The sequence below is a fragment of the Salinicola endophyticus genome, assembly GCF_003206575.1.
Taxonomy (GTDB): domain Bacteria; phylum Pseudomonadota; class Gammaproteobacteria; order Pseudomonadales; family Halomonadaceae; genus Salinicola; species Salinicola endophyticus.
The window spans coordinates 209,676-226,808 of sequence record NZ_PZJO01000003.1; the positions used below are offsets into that span (position 1 = coordinate 209,676).

Annotated in this window: 13 protein-coding genes; 7 read left to right on the forward strand and 6 right to left on the reverse strand. The window is 68.5% G+C overall.

Annotated features, from left to right (window positions below):
• Positions 1–150 precede the first annotated feature (150 nt).
• The 5 genes from DOM66_RS07580 to DOM66_RS07600 form a co-directional block, all read right to left on the reverse strand.
• Positions 151–1,494: a sodium-dependent transporter gene (locus DOM66_RS07580; protein WP_110673810.1), complete on the reverse strand. Its 1,344-nt coding sequence runs from the start codon at positions 1,492–1,494 to the stop codon at positions 151–153.
• Between the two features lie 165 nt (positions 1,495–1,659).
• Positions 1,660–3,483: a protein kinase domain-containing protein gene (locus tag DOM66_RS07585; RefSeq protein ID WP_110689743.1), complete on the reverse strand. Its 1,824-nt coding sequence runs from the start codon at positions 3,481–3,483 to the stop codon at positions 1,660–1,662.
• Between the two features lie 9 nt (positions 3,484–3,492).
• A complete protein-coding gene (locus DOM66_RS07590; protein ID WP_110689744.1) occupies positions 3,493–5,190 on the reverse strand; it encodes a dihydrolipoyllysine-residue acetyltransferase in 1,698 nt (565 codons plus the stop codon).
• Positions 5,191–5,200: 10 nt separating this feature from the next.
• Positions 5,201–6,178 carry an alpha-ketoacid dehydrogenase subunit beta gene (locus DOM66_RS07595; RefSeq protein WP_110673807.1) on the reverse strand — a complete coding sequence of 326 codons (978 nt, stop codon included), beginning with the start codon at positions 6,176–6,178 and terminating at the stop codon, positions 5,201–5,203.
• Positions 6,175–7,419, reverse strand: coding sequence for a thiamine pyrophosphate-dependent dehydrogenase E1 component subunit alpha (locus tag DOM66_RS07600; protein WP_110689745.1), 1,245 nt, complete (start codon positions 7,417–7,419; stop codon positions 6,175–6,177). Before DOM66_RS07600 ends, DOM66_RS07595 begins: the two co-directional genes overlap by 4 nt.
• Before the next feature lie 279 nt (positions 7,420–7,698).
• On the opposite strand from DOM66_RS07600, the gene DOM66_RS07605 reads away from it, so the two are divergent.
• The 7 genes from DOM66_RS07605 to DOM66_RS07635 all read left to right on the forward strand — a co-directional run bounded on the left by DOM66_RS07605 (position 7,699) and on the right by DOM66_RS07635 (position 16,502).
• Positions 7,699–8,865: an acyl-CoA dehydrogenase family protein gene (locus DOM66_RS07605; protein WP_110689746.1), complete on the forward strand. Its 1,167-nt coding sequence runs from the start codon at positions 7,699–7,701 to the stop codon at positions 8,863–8,865.
• Complete coding sequence (locus DOM66_RS07610; protein WP_110689747.1) at positions 8,862–9,722, forward strand: enoyl-CoA hydratase; 861 nt, start codon at positions 8,862–8,864, stop codon at positions 9,720–9,722. The genes DOM66_RS07605 and DOM66_RS07610 overlap by 4 nt, the downstream gene beginning before the upstream one ends.
• Positions 9,719–10,858, forward strand: a complete 1,140-nt coding sequence (locus DOM66_RS07615) for an enoyl-CoA hydratase/isomerase family protein (protein WP_110689748.1) — start codon at positions 9,719–9,721, stop codon at positions 10,856–10,858. Before DOM66_RS07610 ends, DOM66_RS07615 begins: the two co-directional genes overlap by 4 nt.
• A gap of 63 nt (positions 10,859–10,921) precedes the next feature.
• On the forward strand, positions 10,922–12,628 hold the full coding sequence (locus DOM66_RS07620; RefSeq protein ID WP_110689749.1) for an AMP-binding protein: 1,707 nt from the start codon (positions 10,922–10,924) through the stop codon (positions 12,626–12,628).
• Positions 12,629–12,694: 66 nt separating this feature from the next.
• A complete protein-coding gene (locus tag DOM66_RS07625) occupies positions 12,695–13,465 on the forward strand; it encodes an SDR family NAD(P)-dependent oxidoreductase (RefSeq protein WP_110689750.1) in 771 nt (256 codons plus the stop codon).
• Between the two features lie 45 nt (positions 13,466–13,510).
• Positions 13,511–14,701 carry an acetyl-CoA C-acyltransferase gene (locus DOM66_RS07630; protein ID WP_110689751.1) on the forward strand — a complete coding sequence of 397 codons (1,191 nt, stop codon included), beginning with the start codon at positions 13,511–13,513 and terminating at the stop codon, positions 14,699–14,701.
• A gap of 55 nt (positions 14,702–14,756) precedes the next feature.
• Entirely contained in the window at positions 14,757–16,502 is a 1,746-nt protein-coding gene (locus tag DOM66_RS07635; protein WP_110689752.1) for an AMP-binding protein, read from the forward strand.
• A 24-nt stretch (positions 16,503–16,526) separates the two neighbouring features.
• Here DOM66_RS07635 and DOM66_RS07640 read toward each other — a convergent pair whose 3' ends face one another.
• Positions 16,527–16,952, reverse strand: coding sequence for a hotdog fold thioesterase (locus tag DOM66_RS07640; RefSeq protein WP_110673798.1), 426 nt, complete (start codon positions 16,950–16,952; stop codon positions 16,527–16,529).
• Positions 16,953–17,133 lie beyond the last annotated feature (181 nt).

The following is a 17,133-nucleotide window of genomic DNA, read 5'->3' on the forward strand; positions in this document are numbered from 1 at the left end:
GCCCTACACTGTCTTTCGCGCCAATGCCGGCGCAAAGATGACGGCGCTCAAACGGCACGGGCCCGGGAGCGTCATGCTCCCGGGCCCCGGTCGTATGCGTCTTTCAGCTTTTGCAAACAAGCGCTTTCGAAAAACAAGCGCTCTTGAAAATCAGAGGCTGTTGAAGAACACCACGATGACGCCGATGGGGGCGACGTAGCGCGACACGTAGTGCCACAGCACACGCCCTTTCGGCCCCAGGCCCAGCTCCTGCTTGACGCTTTCGCTATCCAGGAACCAGGCGGTGAAGATGATCACCGCGAGTCCGGTCAGCGGCAGCATCAGCTTGCTGGTGAGGGCATCGAGCAGATCGAAGACGTTGAAGCCGAACGGCTGGAAGCCGGACCAGAGGTTGAACGCCAGCAGCGCCGCGATCCCCAGGCTCCAGGTCGCCAGCGCGGCCACGAACGCCGAACCGAGTCGCGACAGCGGCGTACGCTCTTCCAGGAACTCGGTGACCGGCTCCAGCAGCGAGATCGCCGAGGTCAGCGCAGCCACCGTGAGCAGGGCGAAGAAGATCGTGCCGAACACCAGCCCCCAGGGCATGTCGATGAATGCCAGCGGCAGGGTGACGAAGAGCAGGCCCGGGCCGGCGCTGGGGTCGAGGTTGTTGGCGAAGACCACCGGGAAGATCGCCATGCCGGCGCCGAGGGCAATCACCGTGTCCAGGATCACCACGGTACGCGCAGTCTTGATCAGATCGACCTCCTGACCCAGGTAGGAGCCGTAGGCCATCATGATGCCCATGCCCAGCGACAGGGTGAAGAAGGCGTGCCCCAGTGCGGCGAGGATGACGCCGCCGTTGAGCTTGCTCCAGTCGGGGGAGAACATGAAAGTGGCCGCCTGGCCGAAACCGGAGGTGGTCATGCCGAAGCCGATCAGCACGATCAGCGCCACGATCAGCAGCGGCATCAGCCACTTGGCGGCGCGCTCCAGGCCGCCCTTGACCCCACCGGCGACGATGCCGAAGGTCAGCAGCATGAACAGCGTGTGCCACAGCAGCAGCGTGCCCGGCTGGCCCAGCAGGGTGGTGAAGTAGTCACCCACGCTGACATCGCTGGAGCGGCCGAGATCGCCGGTCAGCGTGCTCCAAGTGTAGTTGAGCGACCAGCCGCCGACCACGCTGTAGAACGAGAGGATCAGAAACGACCCGAGCACGCCGGCGATCCCCACCAGCACCCAGTCCGGCGACTTCTTCTCTTTACGGCTGATCGTCTGCATGGTGTTGATCGGGTTGGACTGCCCGCGGCGGCCGAGCAGCCACTCGGAGACCAGGATCGGCAGCCCGATCAGCGCGATACAGACCAGGTAGACGAGCACGAACACGGCGCCGCCGCTGTCGCCCACCATGTAGGGGAATTTCCAGATATTGCCGAGCCCGACCGCCGAGCCGGTCGCCGCCAGGACGAAGGCCGTGCGAGAGGACCACTGCGCATGGGTGTGGGATTTGGCCATGAGTTCACCATCGACTGGATGTGTTGTTGGGAGTCCACCGGGCCTGCCGGGTCTCCTTATTTTCCGCGCGGATTATAGCGACTCGCGCATTGTTGATCCCGTCTGGCGCGGGAAAAGCGATAAAAACGGGGCAAAAACCCGGAATCTCCTCCCTTAAGCACCGTCTCAGCGTGGGTGAAAATGATCCGGCAGCCGCGCCCGCGGGGCGAAGTGCCGGGCGTTCTTGTAGGGCATCTTCATGTAGCCGGAGACCCCCAGGCCGTCGATCTCCGGCACCGCCGCCAGCAGCGTCTCCAGGCACTGGCGAAACTCCTCCTCGCGGGCCGGATCGAGCAGGCGGTAGTGGCTGTGAATCTTGAGATGGGTCGGCAGCGCCTCGAAGATGATCATCCCGGTGTGGTGAATGGCGTTGAGCCGCGACAGCGCCTCGATCATCACAGGCGGCAGGCGCAGAAACTCCTCCGGATCGGGGCCATCCTCGAAATAGGAGTGCTCGCGGCTGGTGTCCTCCAGCTCCGGGGTGGGGCTGACCTCGTAGGGGATCGCCCAACCGGGCTCGGGCAGGAACGGCTGGGTGGCGTCGTCACGGTCGATGTGCAGGGTGCGCCGGGCGTTGAACAGGCACGCCTTGAACACCCCTTCGGGGCGGTGAATCGCCCGTGCCAGGGTGACCATGTTGTTGACCGCGGCGATGAAGGCGCTGCGCAGCCCGCTCTCGTGCAGGCTCAGCGAGGTGTCGACCTCCACCCCCGCCGAGCTCCAGCGCAGCGCCAGCCCGCCCACCACCGGGTAGCGGCCGAGCCGACCCACCGCGACCAGGAACGCCTTCTCGAGATCGCCCATGCCCTGCATGAAGTGCTTGTAGTAACGGTCGAGCTGAACGTCGTTGAGCGCCCGCAGGGCATCTTCGTCGCGCCCCTCCTGGCGCGCGTCCTCGCGCAGGAAGGCCTTGCGCGAGCTGTAGACCACGGTCTCGATCTCCTGCTCCAGCGAGCGCACCCACACCGGCACCAGCGGCGTCTCCGTCGGCGTGGCCACCTCGGGCAAGCGAGTGTGTGCGATCCGCGGCATGTGAGTGAGGAAGTAGTCTCCGGCGCGGCGCGCCAAGCTGGGATCGTCGGCGAGCATGGCGTCCAGCAGGCGCGCGAATTCCACCGGCAGGCCCAGCGCCGTGGCCGGGATGGTGGCGCGGCCGAAGCGGCTCGACTGCGCCGTGGCCAGGGCGTAGAGGGTCGCCGCCGCGCCCTGCTCGTCGAAGCGCGGCGACGACAGCGCGCCGTTGAGCTGGGCCTCGCCGATATAGTAGACGTCACCCATGCGCGCGTTGGTGTGCTGCAGGTCGTCTGACATCAGCGCCATCACGTGGCGCGACAAGAACTGGCCCTCGGCATCGAGCTGGGCGAAGACCGAGGAGCCCCAGTCGATCAGCGCGATATGGCCGCTCTCCGGGTCGAACATCAGGTTGGAGGGCTTGATGTCGCCATGGACCACGATGCGCCCGCGCTCGGCGTCTCGTCGCAGCGTGCGCAGGATATCGGCGAGCTGGGCGGCGATGGCGATGATCAGCCGCGCCGGCAGGCGGCCGTGGCGCAGCGAGTACTCCTCCAGATTGACCCCGGGGGCGCGCTGCATCACCAGCATCGCCTGATGGCGCAGGGTGCGATAGGCGATCAGCCGCGGCACCCGCGGATGCTCGACCTGCTCGAGCATGAACGCCTCCTCCTCGAGGCGCTCGTGGAACGCCTGGGGCAGGTTCTGGCGGGTGAACTTGAATACATGGCTGGCGCCGCTGGCATCGATGCCAGCGAAGACGAAGCCGTAGGCGCCCTTGCCGATCAGCGCGACGTCGCGGTAGCCGATCTGGGTCAGCTGGCGGCAGCAGCGCGCGATCCAGGCGCGCAGCTGGCGCGCCTGACTCTGGCTGAGCAGGTAGACCGACTGCTCCTCGGGGATATAGAACTGCTGAATTCCCGTCGGCTCGAGGCTCATGGGGTCGCCTCAGCGCAGCTCTGTGAGCATGCTCTCCGGTGCTTCGAGGTAGCCCTTCCAGCGGTTGCAGAAGCGCGCCATGGTGCCGCCATCGAGCACACGGTGATCGCCGGACCAGGTCACGGTCATGATCGAGCGCGCCACCACCCGCCCCTCGGCATCGAAGCGCGGCAGCCGCTGCACCCGGCCGAGGGCGACGATCGCCACCTCCGGCGCGTTGATGATCGGCATGGCGTAGGTACCGCCGAGCGCGCCGATATTGGAGATGCTGATGGTGCCGCCCTTGAGATCCGCCGGCGCGACCCGGCCCTCCCGCGCGGCCCGGGTCAGGCGCTCGACCTCGGCCGCCACCTGGCGCAGGCTCAGCCCCTCCACATGCTTGACGTTGGGCACCAGCAGGCCGCTCTGGCTATCCACCGCCATGCCGATATGGCAGCCGTCCTGATAGTGGATCGCCTCGGCGTCGGCATCGAAGCGGCAGTTGAGCAGCGGGAACTCGCTCACCGCCAGTGCCAGCGCCTTCATCAGCAGCGGCATCAGGGTGAGCCGCTCGTCGCGCTCGGCGAAGCGCGCCTTGAGCCGTTCGCGCAGGGCCAGCAGCTCGGTGACATCGAACTCGTCACCGTAGGCGAAGTGGGGAATGCTCGCCGCGGCCTCGCTCATGCGCCGCGCCATCACCGCGCGAATTCCCTTGAGCGGCTCGACCCGCACGCCCGCTGGCACCTCTGCGCCCCGAGCGGTAGCGGTAGTGGCGGTCTCGGTGGCCGCCTTGGCCGCCGGCTGCGCTGTCTCGGCGGCGCTGTCGCGATGCTGCTGGAACGCCAGCACATCCTCCTTGAGCACGCGGCCATCCTTGCCGCTGCCGGGAATCTCATCGAGATTCAGCCCCAGCTCGCGCACCCGCCGGCGCACCGCCGGGCTGGCGGGCGTGCGCCGGCGCCCATCCCGCATGGGTGCCGCAGACGCCGAGGTTCCACGTGAAACACTGCCCGGCGCGGTCGACTGCACGGCATCGGATGCCGCGCGGGACGTCGTGTCGGTTGTCGTACCGGTGGCGTTGGGCGACTCGCCCCCCGCGGGGTGATAAGTGAACAGCGGCGTATGTACCCGAGCGCTCTCGCCAACCTGGCAGTGGCGCCGTACCAGGCGCCCCGCCTCCGGCGCGGTGATCTCCATCACCGCCTTGTCGGTGCTGACTTCGACCACCGGCTGATCCTCGGCGATCTCCTCGCCCTCTGCGACCCGCCACGCCACCACCTCGCACTCGACGATGCCCTCGCCGAGATCGGGCAGCAGAAACGGCTTGGCCGCGGCGGGCGTCTGCTCGCCGCCCGGCTCAGGCGGCTGCGGTATCTCCGTGTCCGGGGTAGCCGCTGCCGGCTCGGGCGCGCGGGTTGCCGGGCCGGCGGCATGATCATGCCCGTTGGTGTCGTCACCGGCACAGGCGCTATCGGTGCGCGTCGCGGTGTCCGGTGAAGTGTCGTAGGCGAACAGCGGCGCATGCACGCGGGCGGTCTCACCCTCGCCGCAGTAGAGCCGGGTCACCTGCCCGGCGTCGGGCGCAGTGATCTCCATCACCGCCTTGTCGGTGCTCACCTCGACCACCGGCTGATCCTCGGCGATGCGGTCGCCCTCTCTGACCAACCACTTGACCACTTCGCACTCGACGATGCCCTCACCGAGATCGGGTAGCAGGAAATCGCTCATCGTCGCCCCCTCAAAAGTCCATCGTCTGCTGGATCGCCTCGAACACCTTCAGGGGCCCGGGCATGTACTCCTTCTCCAGCGTCAGCGGAAACGGCGTATCGAGCCCGGTGACCCGCGCGATGGGCGACTCCAAGTAGAGGAAGCAGCGGCTCTGGATGGTAGCCGCGATCTCGGCGGCGAAGCCGCCGGTCAGCGGTGCCTCGTGGCTCACCACCAGCCGCCCGGTCTTGAACACCGAGCTGGCCACGGTCTCCACATCCCACGGCACGATGGTGCGCAGGTCGATGATTTCACACGAGATACCGGCTTCCTCCGCCATCTCCGCCGCCTGCTCGACCACCTCCAGCTGGGCGCCCCAGGCGAGCAGGGTGATATCCTCGCCGGCCTTGATCACCTCGGCCTGGCGCAGCGGCAGCTGGTAATCCTCGTCCGGCACCTCGCCCACGGCGGCGCGATAGAGCCGCTTGGGCTCGAAGAAGATGACCGGATCCGGCGAGCGGATCGAGGCCAGCAGCAGACCCTTGGCCTGATGCGGATTGCGCGGCACGACCACGGTCAGCCCGGGGGTGTGGGAGAAGTAGGCTTCCGGCGACTGCGAGTGGTAGTGGCCGCCGGCGATGCCGCCGCCGTAGGGGGCGCGAATGGTGAGCCCGCCGACATCGAACAGGCTACCGGAGCGGTAGCGGAACTTGGCACTCTCGTTGACGATCTGGTCGAACGCCGGAAAGATGTAATCCGCGAACTGGATCTCGGCCACCGGCACCGAGCCCTGGGCCGCGAGCCCGTTGGCGAAGCCGACGATGCCCTGCTCCACCAGCGGGGTGTTGAAGCAGCGCGCGCGGCCGTACTTCTCCTGCAGATGGCTGGTGGCGCGGAACACGCCGCCGAACACGCCCACGTCCTCACCGAAGCAGAGCACCCGCGGGTCCGCCGCCATGGCGGTATCCAGCGCGTTATTGATCGCCTGGAGCAGATTCATGCGGCTCATGGGTGCGTCTCCCCGTCACGGGTCGAAGGGTCATCCTGCATCGCCGCGTCGGCCTGGTCGGCATCGAGCCAGGGCGCGCTGCGCGGGTAGGCCTCCGGGTGGCGTCGAACATGCGCCACCAGCTCATCGAACTGCTCACGCAGCGCCACCGGCACCTCGGCATAGACGTCGGTGACCAGCGTCTCCAACGCCGGCGGACGGCGTTTCTCGGCGCGCTTCATGGTGTCGAGCACCTCGCGGCGCAGCGACTCCACCAGCTCGTGCTCTTCCGCTTCCTCCCACCAGCCGAGATCGAGCAGCCAGCGCTGCATGCGCCGTAGCGGGTCCTTCTTGCGCCACGCCTCCTCCTCTTTCTTGCTGCGGTAGCCGGAGGGGTCGTCGGAGGAGGAGTGCGCCGCCAGGCGATAGGTCATCGCCTCGATCAGCACCGGTTCGTTGTGCTCCACCGCCAGCCGTCGAGCCTCGCGGGTCGCCTCGTAGACCGCCAGCACGTCGTTGCCATCGATCCGGATCGACTGCATGCGGTAGCCGAAGGCGCGGGCGGCGACACCGTCGCCGGCGAACTGCTCGGTGACCGGGGTGGAGATGGCGTAGCCGTTGTTACGGCACAGAAAGATCACCGGCACCTTGTGCACCGAGGCCATGTTGAGTGCGGCGTGGAAGTCCCCCTCCGAGGCCGCCCCCTCGCCGAAGATCACCAGCGTGCAGTGGCCCTGCCCGGCCAGTTTCTGCCCGTAGGCGTAGCCGGTGGCCTGGGGAATCTGGGTCGCCAGCGGCGACGAGATGGTGAGGTAGTTGAGCTCACGCGAGCCGTAGTGGATCGGCATCTGGCGGCCATGGGCGGGGTCGCCCTGATTGCCGAACAGCTGATCCATGAACGCCTCGGTGGCAAAGCCGCGGTAGGCCAGCGCCCCCTGCTCGCGGTACTGGGCCATGATCATGTCGGCATCGTCGAGCGCCGCGGTGGCGCCGACCACCGCCGCCTCCTCCCCGGTGCACTGCATGTAGAAGCTGAGCCGCCCCTGGCGCTGCGCCGCCATCATGCGTTCGTCGAGCACCCGGGTGTAGAGCATGGCGCGGTAGAGGCGCCGCGCCGTGTCGCGTTCCAGGCTCGACTTGCCCGCGCCGGCGTAGAGGGTGCCATCGGGCTTGAGCAGGGTGAATACGGGGATCTGGATATCGTCGCCATTGGCGAAGACGGGCTTGTGGACCGGCTTCGCCGTGGATCGGGTCGTCTTCATCTGACGCTTCCTGAAATCGAGATGGCCGAGAGGGCGATGCGCTTTGTGAGCGGCTTTTGACATATGACCTTGACGTTAATGTCAACTTGTCGCCATCCGACCTTGGTCTTTCAGCACTAGGTCCTATTGTCCTGCGCGACGCAGCGTCGCTAGAACAGAGAGCCATGCTGCGCCCGACCTACCCGGTCAGGCGCGTGCGCCCTCTCGCTATGAGGGGTTTCCCGACGAGAGGCTTTTCCAGAAGAGAGGCTTTTCCCAGACGAGGAGTGTCGACCGCTCATGGACTTCGAACTCGACGCCGACCAGCAGGCCTACCGGGATGCGGCACGCCAGTTCGCCCAGCGCGAACTGGCGCCCAACGCCGCCGAATGGGACGCCAACAGCGTCTTTCCGGTGGATATCCTGCGCCAGGCCGGAGACCTTGGCTTCTGCGGTCTCTACACCCCGGAAGCCGCCGGCGGGCTGGGCCTGAGCCGCCTCGATGCGACCCTGATCATCGAGGAGCTGGCCCAGGGCTGCACCTCCACCACCGCCTTTCTGACCATCCACAACATGGTCAACTGGATTCTCGCCAGCTACGCCAACGAGGCCCTGCGCGAGGCCTGGCTGCCGGCCATGCTGAGCGGTGAGAAGCTCGGCTCCTACTGTCTCACCGAGCCCAACGCCGGCTCCGATGCCGCCTCGTTGCGCACCCGGGCGCGCCGCGACGGCGATGCCTACGTGATCGACGGCAACAAGATGTTCATCTCCGGTGCCGGCGACACCCAGCTGCTGGTGGTGATGGCCCGCACCGGGGCACCGGACAGCGGCGCCGGCGGCATCTCCGCCTTCGCCGTGCCGGCGGACACGCCGGGCATCGACTACGGCAAGAAGGAGGCGAAGATGGGCTGGAACAGCCAGCCCACCCGCGCGATCAGCTTCGACGGCGTGCGCGTGCCGGCAGACCACCGCCTCGGCGACGAGGGCGAAGGCTTCCGTATCGCCATGCGTGCCCTCGACGGCGGGCGCATCAATATCGCCACCTGCTCGGTGGGCACCGCCCAGGCCGCGCTCACCACCGCCCACCGCTACCTGAACGAGCGCGAGCAGTTCGGGCGGCCGCTAGCCAGTTTCCAGGCACTGCAGTTCAAGCTCGCCGACATGGCCACCCAGCTCGTCGCGGCGCGCCAGATGGTGCGCCTGGCGGCGAGCAAGCTCGACCGTGGCGACCCCGACGCCACGCTCTACTGCGCCATGGCCAAGCGCTTCGCCACCGACCAGGGCTTCGCCATCTGCAACGAGGCCCTGCAGCTCCACGGCGGCTACGGCTACTTGCGCGACTACCCGCTGGAGCGTCATGTTCGCGACTGTCGGGTACACCAGATTCTCGAGGGCACCAACGAGATCATGCGTCTGGTGATCGCCCGCCGCCTGCTCGACAAGGACGACCTGGAGACCCTGATATGACCGATCACAACGCCGCTCCCCAACCGGACGCGACGTCGCAAGAGACAGCGTCGGCCGACGGCCTGCGCCTGGAGCGCCGCGGCGCCATCGCCGTGCTGACCATCGACAACCCGCCCGCCAACACCTGGCACGAAGGCTCGCTGGCGGCACTCGCCGACCATCTCGACGCGCTGGCGGCCGAGCCCCAGCCGCCGGCGCTGGTCATCACCGGTGCCGGCGACAAGTTCTTCTCCGCCGGGGCCGACCTCAAGCGCTTCACCGAGGGCAAGGCCACCGCGCTGGAGATGGCGACCCGCTTCGGGCGCGCCTTCGAAACCCTGAGCGCCTACCCCGGAGTCACCATCGCCGCGATCAACGGCTACGCCATGGGCGGTGGGCTGGAGTGCGCACTGGCCTGCGATATCCGTATCGCCGAACGCCAGGCGAAGCTGGCGCTGCCCGAAGCCAAGGTGGGGCTGCTGCCCTGCGCCGGCGGCACCCAGCACCTGCCGTGGCTGGTCGGCGAAGGCTGGGCCAAGCGCATCATCCTGTGCGGAGAGCGCATCGACGCCGAGCGCGCGCTGGGTATCGGCCTGGTCGAGGAGCTGGCCGACGCCGGCCAGGCACTGCCCACCGCGCTGGCCCTGGCCGAGCAGAGCGGCGGCCAGAGCCCGGACGCGCTGGCGCGCTGCAAGCGCTTGATCATGAACGCCCGCGACCACGGCCTGCCCCACGGCTACCGCATGGAACGTGAGCTGTTCCTGGAGCTGTTCGACACCGCCGCCCCGGGGGAAGGCATCGGCGCCTTCCTCGACAAGCGCCCGCCGCGCTGGCGCGAGGACACGACCGACGACACCCACGACGGAGATCAGGCATGAGCGCGCCCGTGCAGTTCGACACCCTGGCCACCGCCGACGGCCACCGCCTCGGGCGCATCACCCTCGATGCCCCCAAGAGCCTCAATGCGCTGTCGCTGGAGATGATCGATGCCATCCAGGCGCAGATCGACGCCTGGGCCGAGGACGCCGAGATAGTCGCACTGTGGCTGGAGGGTGCCGGCGACAAGGCGTTCTGCGCCGGCGGCGACGTGGTCGCCCTCTATCGCGCCATCGCCGAAGGCCACACCGGCCGTGACCCCGAGACCGCGGATGGTGCCGTGGCGCGCTACTTCACCCACGAGTATCGCCTCGACCACGCCCTCCACACCTATCCCAAGCCGATCGTCGCCTGGGGCGACGGCATCGTCATGGGCGGCGGCATGGGGCTGCTGGCCGGCGCCTCGCATCGGGTGGTGACACCGCGCTCGATGCTGGCCATGCCGGAGATCACCATCGGCCTCTACCCGGACGTGGGCGCGAGCTGGTTCCTGAACCGCATGCCGGGGGCCAGTGGCACCTTCCTCGGCCTGACCGGTGCCCGCCTCAACGCCAGCGACGCCCTGTTCGTCGGTCTCGCCGACCGCCTGATCGCCGCCGAACGCCGCGACGCGGTGATCGACGATCTGCTCAATGCCGACTGGTCCCAGCCGCGCTCGGCCCTCGAACGGGTGCTGCGCACCCACGCCGAGGCGAGCCGCGAGCTCGCCCCGCCCGCCGAGGTCGCCCCGCGGCAGCAGGCGATCGCCGCGCTGACCGACGCCGACAGCGACGACGCACTGATCGCCGCGATCATCGCCGCCAGCGACAGCGACGACGCCTGGATCGCCCGCGCCGCGCGCAGCCTGGCCGCCGGCTCACCGCTCTCGGCGCGGCTGATCCTGCGCCAGCTGGCGCGCTGCCGGCGCGTCTCGCTGGCCGAAGCGCTGCGCAGCGAGCTCGACCTATCGCTGGCCTGCGCTACCCACGGTGATATCGCCGAGGGGGTGCGTGCGCTGCTGATCGACAAGGACCACGCGCCGGCCTGGCGCCACACCCACGGCGCGGTGTCGGCAGCCGACCTCGAGGCCTGCCTCGCCCCGGCGTGGCCGCGGCAGTCGCACCCGCTGCGCGAGCTCCACGACCACGTGGCCGACTAGGCCCCGCTCGCACGCGCCTACGGCCCCACGCCCGGGCCACCACCGCCAGGAGAGCCACACGCCATGTCCGCCACCGCCGAGTTCTTCGCCGCCCGCGACTTCCTGCTCGCCCAGCGCGAGAACTACAGCCGCGCCTACCAGGATTTCCGCTGGCCGCGTCTGACCCACTTCAACTGGGCGCTGGATGTCTTCGATGCCCAGGCTGAGGGCAATACCCGCACCGCGCTGTGGCTGGTGGACGAAGCGGGCGGCGAGCTCAAACGCTCGTTCGACGACATGCGCCGGCGCTCCAATCAGCTCGCCAATCATCTGCGCGCCCAGGGGGTGAAGCGTGGCGACGCCCTGCTGCTGATGCTGGATAACGTGGTCGAGCTGTGGGAGACCCTGCTCGCGGCGATCAAGCTCGGCGCGGTGGTGGTGCCGGCGACCACCCTGCTGGCGGCGCAGGATCTGCCCGACCGCCTGCAGCGTGGCAATATCCGCCATCTGGTGGTGGGCCAGGCCCATACGGCCAAGTTCGATGGGCTCGACCCCAGCCTGACGCGGATCGCCGTGGGCGATGCGGTAGCCGGCTGGCAGGCCTACGACGACGCCTTCGGCGCCGACGAACGCTTCACCCCGGATGCCCCGACCCGGGCCGACGAGCCGCTGCTGCTCTACTTCACCTCCGGCACCACCTCGCGGCCCAAGCTGGTGGTACACACCCATCAGAGCTATCCGCTGGGGTCGCTCTCGACCCTCTACTGGATCGGCCTGCGCCCGGACGACATCCACTACAACATCAGCTCACCGGGCTGGGCCAAGCACGCCTGGTCCAATGTCTTCGCGCCCTGGAACGCCGGCTGCACCATCTTCGTCTACCGCGCCGCGCGCTTCTCCGCCGCAGCGACCCTCGACGCCATCGCACGCTACGGTGTCACCACCCTGTGTGCCCCGCCGACGGTGTGGCGGCATCTGATCCAGGAGGATCTGGCCAGCTACCAGACCCGGCTGCGTGCCTTGGTCGGCGCCGGCGAGCCGCTCAACCCGGAGGTGATCGAGCGGGTACGGCGAGCCTGGAAGCTGGAGATTCGCGACGGCTACGGCCAGACCGAGACCACCGCCCAGATCGGCAACCCGCCGGGGCAGCCGATGCGCGCCGGCTCGATGGGGCGGCCACTGCCGGGATATCGCATCGCGCTGCTCGATGCCGACGGCCAGGAGCGTGACGAGGGCGAGATCGCCATCCGTCTCGACGAGCGCCCGGTGGGCCTGATGCAGGAGTATCGCGACGACGCCGCGCGCATGCGCCAGGTGCTCGATGAGGGCTACTACCGCACCGGCGATGTCGCCCGCCGCGACGCCGATGGCTACTACTGGTACATCGGCCGCGCCGACGACGTGTTCAAGAGCTCCGACTACCGCATCAGCCCGTTCGAGCTGGAGTCGCTGCTGATCGAGCATGAAGCAGTCGCCGAGGCCGCCGTGGTACCGGCCCCCGACGAGCTGCGCCTCAACGTGCCCAAGGCGTATCTGACCCTGCGCCAGGGCTTCGAACCCGACCGCGACACCGCGCTCTCGATCCTGCGCTTCGCCGCCGCCCGGCTGGCGCCCTACCAGCGCATTCGCCGGCTGGAGTTCTTCGAACTGCCCAAGACCATCTCCGGCAAGATCCGCCGGGTCGAGCTGCGCGCCCATGCCGCGACCGCCGCCGCCGACCCGAATGGCGCCCAGGACGAGTACCGCGAGAGCGACTTTCCCGAACTGCGCCAGCCGCCCGGCACCCCCTGACCCTGCCCCGCGGCGCGTTCACCGCCACGCTAGGGTTTGAAAAAAAGTCACTAAGGAGCTTTACGCATGCAACTGGCCGACCACACCTTCATCGTCACCGGCGGCGGTTCCGGCCTGGGCGCCGCCACCGCCCAGCGGCTGGTGGCGGCCGGCGCCCGCGTGACCCTGGCCGACCACGACGAGACAGCGGCGCGGACCCACGCCGAGTCCCTGGGGGCGAACGCCCTGGCGGTGACCGCCGATGTCACCCAGGCGGCGGATGCCGAGCGAGTGATCGCCGCCACCCGCGAACACTTCGGCGCCCTCCATGGGCTGATCAACTGCGCCGGGGTAGCACCCGCGGAAAAGATCCACGGCAAGCGCGGCGTGCACGACCTCGAACGCTTTCGCCGGGTGGTCGACATCAACCTGATCGGCACCTTCAACATGCTGCGTCTGGCGGTGGCGGCGATGCAGGAGAACCCGGCGACGGAGGACGACGGCGAGCGCGGGGTGGTGATCAACACCGCCTCGGTGGCGGCCTACGAGGGCCAGATCGGGCAGGCCGCCTATGCCGCCTCCAAGGCCGGCGTGGTCGGCCTGACCCTGCCCGCCGCCCGCGAACTGGCCAGCTCGGGCATCCGTGTGATGGCGATCGCCCCCGGCATCTTCGACACCGCCATGATGCAGGGCATGCCCGAGGAGGTGCGCGAGAGCCTCAACGCCAAGGTGCCGTTCCCGCCGCGCATGGGCCACGCCGAGGAGTACTCCGCGCTGGCCTGCCAGATCCTCGAGAACCGCTATCTCAATGGCGAGGTGATACGTCTGGATGGCGCCATCCGCATGAGTGCGCGATGAAAAACGACTGAGTATCGATCCCTCACCAGTATGGGAGAGCCGACTATGAACACCCCCGACCCGATCGTCATCGTCGGCGCCAAGCGCACGCCGATGGGCGCTTTTCAAGGCGCCCTGGGCGGGCTTGCCTGCCCGCAGCTGGGCGCAGCGGCGATTCGCGGCGCCCTCGAACAAGCCAGCCTGGCGCCCGACAGCCTCGACGAACTGATCATGGGCTGCGTGCTCCCCGCCGGGCAGGGCCAGGCGCCGGCGCGCCAGGCAGCACTCGGCGCGGGCCTGGCCGAGTCGACGCCCTGCACCACCCTCAACAAGATGTGCGGCTCCGGCATGAAGGCGGTGATGCAGGCGTTCGATACCCTCTCGCTGGGTCACGCCGCCCACGCCATCGCCGGCGGCATGGAGAGCATGAGCAACGCCCCCTATCTGCTGCCCAAGGCGCGCGCCGGGCTGCGCATGGGGCATGCCCAGGTGCTCGATCACATGTTCCTCGACGGGCTCGAGGACGCCTACGAGCCGGGGCGGCTGATGGGCACCTATGCCGAGGATTGCGCCCAGGCCTTCGGCTTCAGCCGCGAGGCCCAGGACGCCTACGCCATCGCCTCGCTGACCCGCGCCCGCCAGGCGATCGAGAGTGGCGTCTTTCGGGATGAGATCGTCGCCCTCGACGCCCCCGCCGGCCGCGACACCCGCCGGGTCGACCAGGACGAACAGCCGCACAAGGCCAATCTCGAGCGCATCCCCCAGCTCAAGCCCGCCTTTCGCGAGGGCGGCAGTGTCACCGCCGCCAACTCGAGTTCGATCTCCGACGGCGCCGCGGCGCTGGTGCTTATGCGCCAGCGCGAGGCCGAACGCCAGGGGCTGACCCCGCTGGCGCGTCTCCACGGCCACGCCAGCCACGCCATGCGCCCGGGCGACTTCCCGGTGGCGCCGATCCACGCCGTGCGCAAGCTGTACGAGCGGCTCGGCTGGTCGCGGGAGAGCGTCGATCTCTACGAGATCAACGAAGCCTTCGCCGTGGTGGCGATGGCGGCCATGCACGAACTCGATCTCGACCACGAGCGGGTCAACGTGCACGGCGGCGCCTGCGCCCTGGGCCACCCGATCGGCGCCTCCGGCGCGCGCATTCTGGTCACGCTGCTCAACGCGCTCGCCCATCACGACCTGACCCGGGGCGTGGCGGCGATCTGCATCGGCGGCGGCGAGGCGACGGCGGTAGGTATCGAACGGCTGCGCTAGGCGCGGCCTGAAAAGCGCGGCCGTTCAGGACAACGACAAGAAGAGAGGAAGAGAGATGCACAGCCACGACCCGGGCGCCTCGGCCCATGCTCAAGCCCCAGCGCCCAGCTACGTCAGCGGCATCAGCGAGCAGCCACTGCTGGGGCTGACCATCGGCGACTGCCTCGATGCCGCCGCCGCTGCCTGCCCGGAGCGCGAGGCGCTGGTGAGCTGCCACCAGAACCTGCGCTACACCTACGCCGAACTGCGCGCGGAGGCCGACCGCATCGCCCGTGCCCTGCTGGCGATGGGGGTGGAGCGCGGCGACCGGGTCGGTATCTGGTCACTCAACTGTGCGGAGTGGGCGCTCACCCAGCTGGCAAGCGCCAAGATCGGCGCGATCCTGGTCAATCTCAACCCGGCCTACCGCGCACGCGAGCTGGAGCACGCGCTGCTGCAGTCGGGGCTCTCGGTACTGGTACTGCAGGGCGCCCACCGGGCCGGTGGTGAGATCCGCTCCCACTACGTCGATATCCTCTGTCAACTCGCCCCGGAACTGCGCGACACCCCTGCCCCCCACAACGAGCAGCGCCGGCTCGACTGCGCCAGCCTGCCCCAGCTCAGGCAGGTGGTATGTCTCGACCCCGAGCTCGCCACCCCGGGCATGTGGCACTGGGAGGAGCTGCACGCCCTTGCCGAGCCAGTACCCACCGAACGGCTGGCGGCACTGCAGGCCGAACTGCAGTTTGACGACCCGATCAATATCCAGTACACCTCCGGCACCACCGGCGCGCCCAAGGGGGTGACGCTGACCCACCACAACATTCTCAACAACGGCTACTTCGTCGGTGCCGGCATGAACCTGCAGCCCGCGGAACGCGTGGTGATCCCGGTGCCGCTCTACCACTGCTTCGGCATGGTGATGGGCAACCTGGCGTGTCTCACCCACCGCGCCACCATGATCTACCCCAACGCCGCCTTCGACCCGGCAGCCACCCTGCGTGCGGTGGAAGCGGAACGCGCCGACGCCCTCTACGGCGTGCCCACCATGTTCATCGCCGAGCTCGAACACCCCGAGTTCGCCAACTTCGATCTCTCCAGCCTGCGCACCGGCATCATGGCCGGCTCCAACTGCCCGGTGGAGGTGATGAAACGGGTGATCGAGCGCATGCACATGGAAGAGGTCACCATCGCCTACGGCATGACCGAGACCAGCCCGGTGAGCCTGCAGACGCGCACCGACGCGCCGCTGGAGAAGCGCGTGGCCACCGTCGGCACCATTCACCCCCACCTGGAGGTGAAGATCATCGACCCGGCCAGCGGCCAGGTGCTCCCGCGCGGCACCAGCGGCGAACTCTGCACCCGCGGCTACAGCGTGATGCAGGGCTACTGGGACAACGACACCGCCACCCGCCAGGCGATCGACACCCACGGCTGGATGCACAGCGGCGATCTGGCGATGATGGACGATGCGGGCTATGTGGCGATCACCGGGCGCATCAAGGACATGATCATCCGCGGCGGCGAGAACCTCTATCCGCGCGAGATCGAGGAGTTTCTCTACACCCACCCGGCGATCTCCGATGCCCAGGTGTTCGGCGTGCCGGACGACCACTACGGCGAGGCGGTGGCGGTCTGGATTCGCCTGGTGGAGGGCGCAGAGCTCGACGAGGAGGGCGTGCGCGCCTACTGTCGCGAGCGCATCGCCCACCACAAGATTCCGCGCTACGTGAAGTTCGTCGACGACTTCCCGATGACCGTCAGCGGCAAGGTGCAGAAATTCCGTATGCGCCAGGCGATGAGCGACGAACTGGCGCCCTGAAAACCGATGCCGAGGCGGCCCCTGTCAGGCCGCCTTGACCACCGCCATGGTCAACCGCGACACGCACACCAGCCGGCCGCGCTCGTCCTCGATACGGATCTCCCACAGCTGAGTGGTACTGCCCAGATGCAGCGGCCGGGCACACCCCTCGACCCAGCCCTGGCGCACCGCGCGCACGTGGTTGGCGTTGATCTCCATCCCCACCGCCATCTTGCTCTCGTCGGCCAGACACAGGTTCGCCGCAATGCTGCCCAGCGTCTCCGCCAGCACCACCGAGGCGCCGCCGTGAAGCAGGCCATAGGGCTGATGGGTGCGCGCATCCACCGGCATGCGACCGCGCAGGCAGTCGTCACCCAGCTCGGTGAACTCGATCCCGATATGCGCTACCAGCGTCTGCTGGCACTGGGCGGCGAGGGTCTCCAGGGAAGCGGAACGTTTCCAGATCGACATCGATGGTCTCCTTGATCGACAGATAGGGGCAGCGGGGAGTCTCCCCCTTTCGGCTAGTTGGCGCAGTGCCACGTTGACGTCAACGTTAATCCATCTCTATCGTCATGTCGTCCCGTGCGGCATCGCGCCACGCGCGTCTCCCGCAACACTGACAACGCTCACCATCACAACAACGCGGCTC

Excerpts from the sequence above, each read along its gene's own strand:
- DOM66_RS07600 (WP_110689745.1), bottom strand. The coding sequence starts at position 7,419 with ATGAAGACGACCCGATCCACGGCGAAGCCGGTCCACAAGCCCGTCTTC.
- DOM66_RS07630 (WP_110689751.1), top strand. The coding sequence starts at position 13,511 with ATGAACACCCCCGACCCGATCGTCATCGTCGGCGCCAAGCGCACGCCG.
- DOM66_RS07635 (WP_110689752.1), top strand. The coding sequence starts at position 14,757 with ATGCACAGCCACGACCCGGGCGCCTCGGCCCATGCTCAAGCCCCAGCG.
- DOM66_RS07620 (WP_110689749.1), top strand. The coding sequence starts at position 10,922 with ATGTCCGCCACCGCCGAGTTCTTCGCCGCCCGCGACTTCCTGCTCGCC.
- DOM66_RS07590 (WP_110689744.1), bottom strand. The coding sequence starts at position 5,190 with ATGAGCGATTTCCTGCTACCCGATCTCGGTGAGGGCATCGTCGAGTGC.
- DOM66_RS07605 (WP_110689746.1), top strand. The coding sequence starts at position 7,699 with ATGGACTTCGAACTCGACGCCGACCAGCAGGCCTACCGGGATGCGGCA.
- DOM66_RS07610 (WP_110689747.1), top strand. The coding sequence starts at position 8,862 with ATGACCGATCACAACGCCGCTCCCCAACCGGACGCGACGTCGCAAGAG.
- DOM66_RS07580 (WP_110673810.1), bottom strand. The coding sequence starts at position 1,494 with ATGGCCAAATCCCACACCCATGCGCAGTGGTCCTCTCGCACGGCCTTC.
- DOM66_RS07625 (WP_110689750.1), top strand. The coding sequence starts at position 12,695 with ATGCAACTGGCCGACCACACCTTCATCGTCACCGGCGGCGGTTCCGGC.
- DOM66_RS07585 (WP_110689743.1), bottom strand. The coding sequence starts at position 3,483 with ATGAGCCTCGAGCCGACGGGAATTCAGCAGTTCTATATCCCCGAGGAG.
- DOM66_RS07640 (WP_110673798.1), bottom strand. The coding sequence starts at position 16,952 with ATGTCGATCTGGAAACGTTCCGCTTCCCTGGAGACCCTCGCCGCCCAG.
- DOM66_RS07615 (WP_110689748.1), top strand. The coding sequence starts at position 9,719 with ATGAGCGCGCCCGTGCAGTTCGACACCCTGGCCACCGCCGACGGCCAC.
- DOM66_RS07595 (WP_110673807.1), bottom strand. The coding sequence starts at position 6,178 with ATGAGCCGCATGAATCTGCTCCAGGCGATCAATAACGCGCTGGATACC.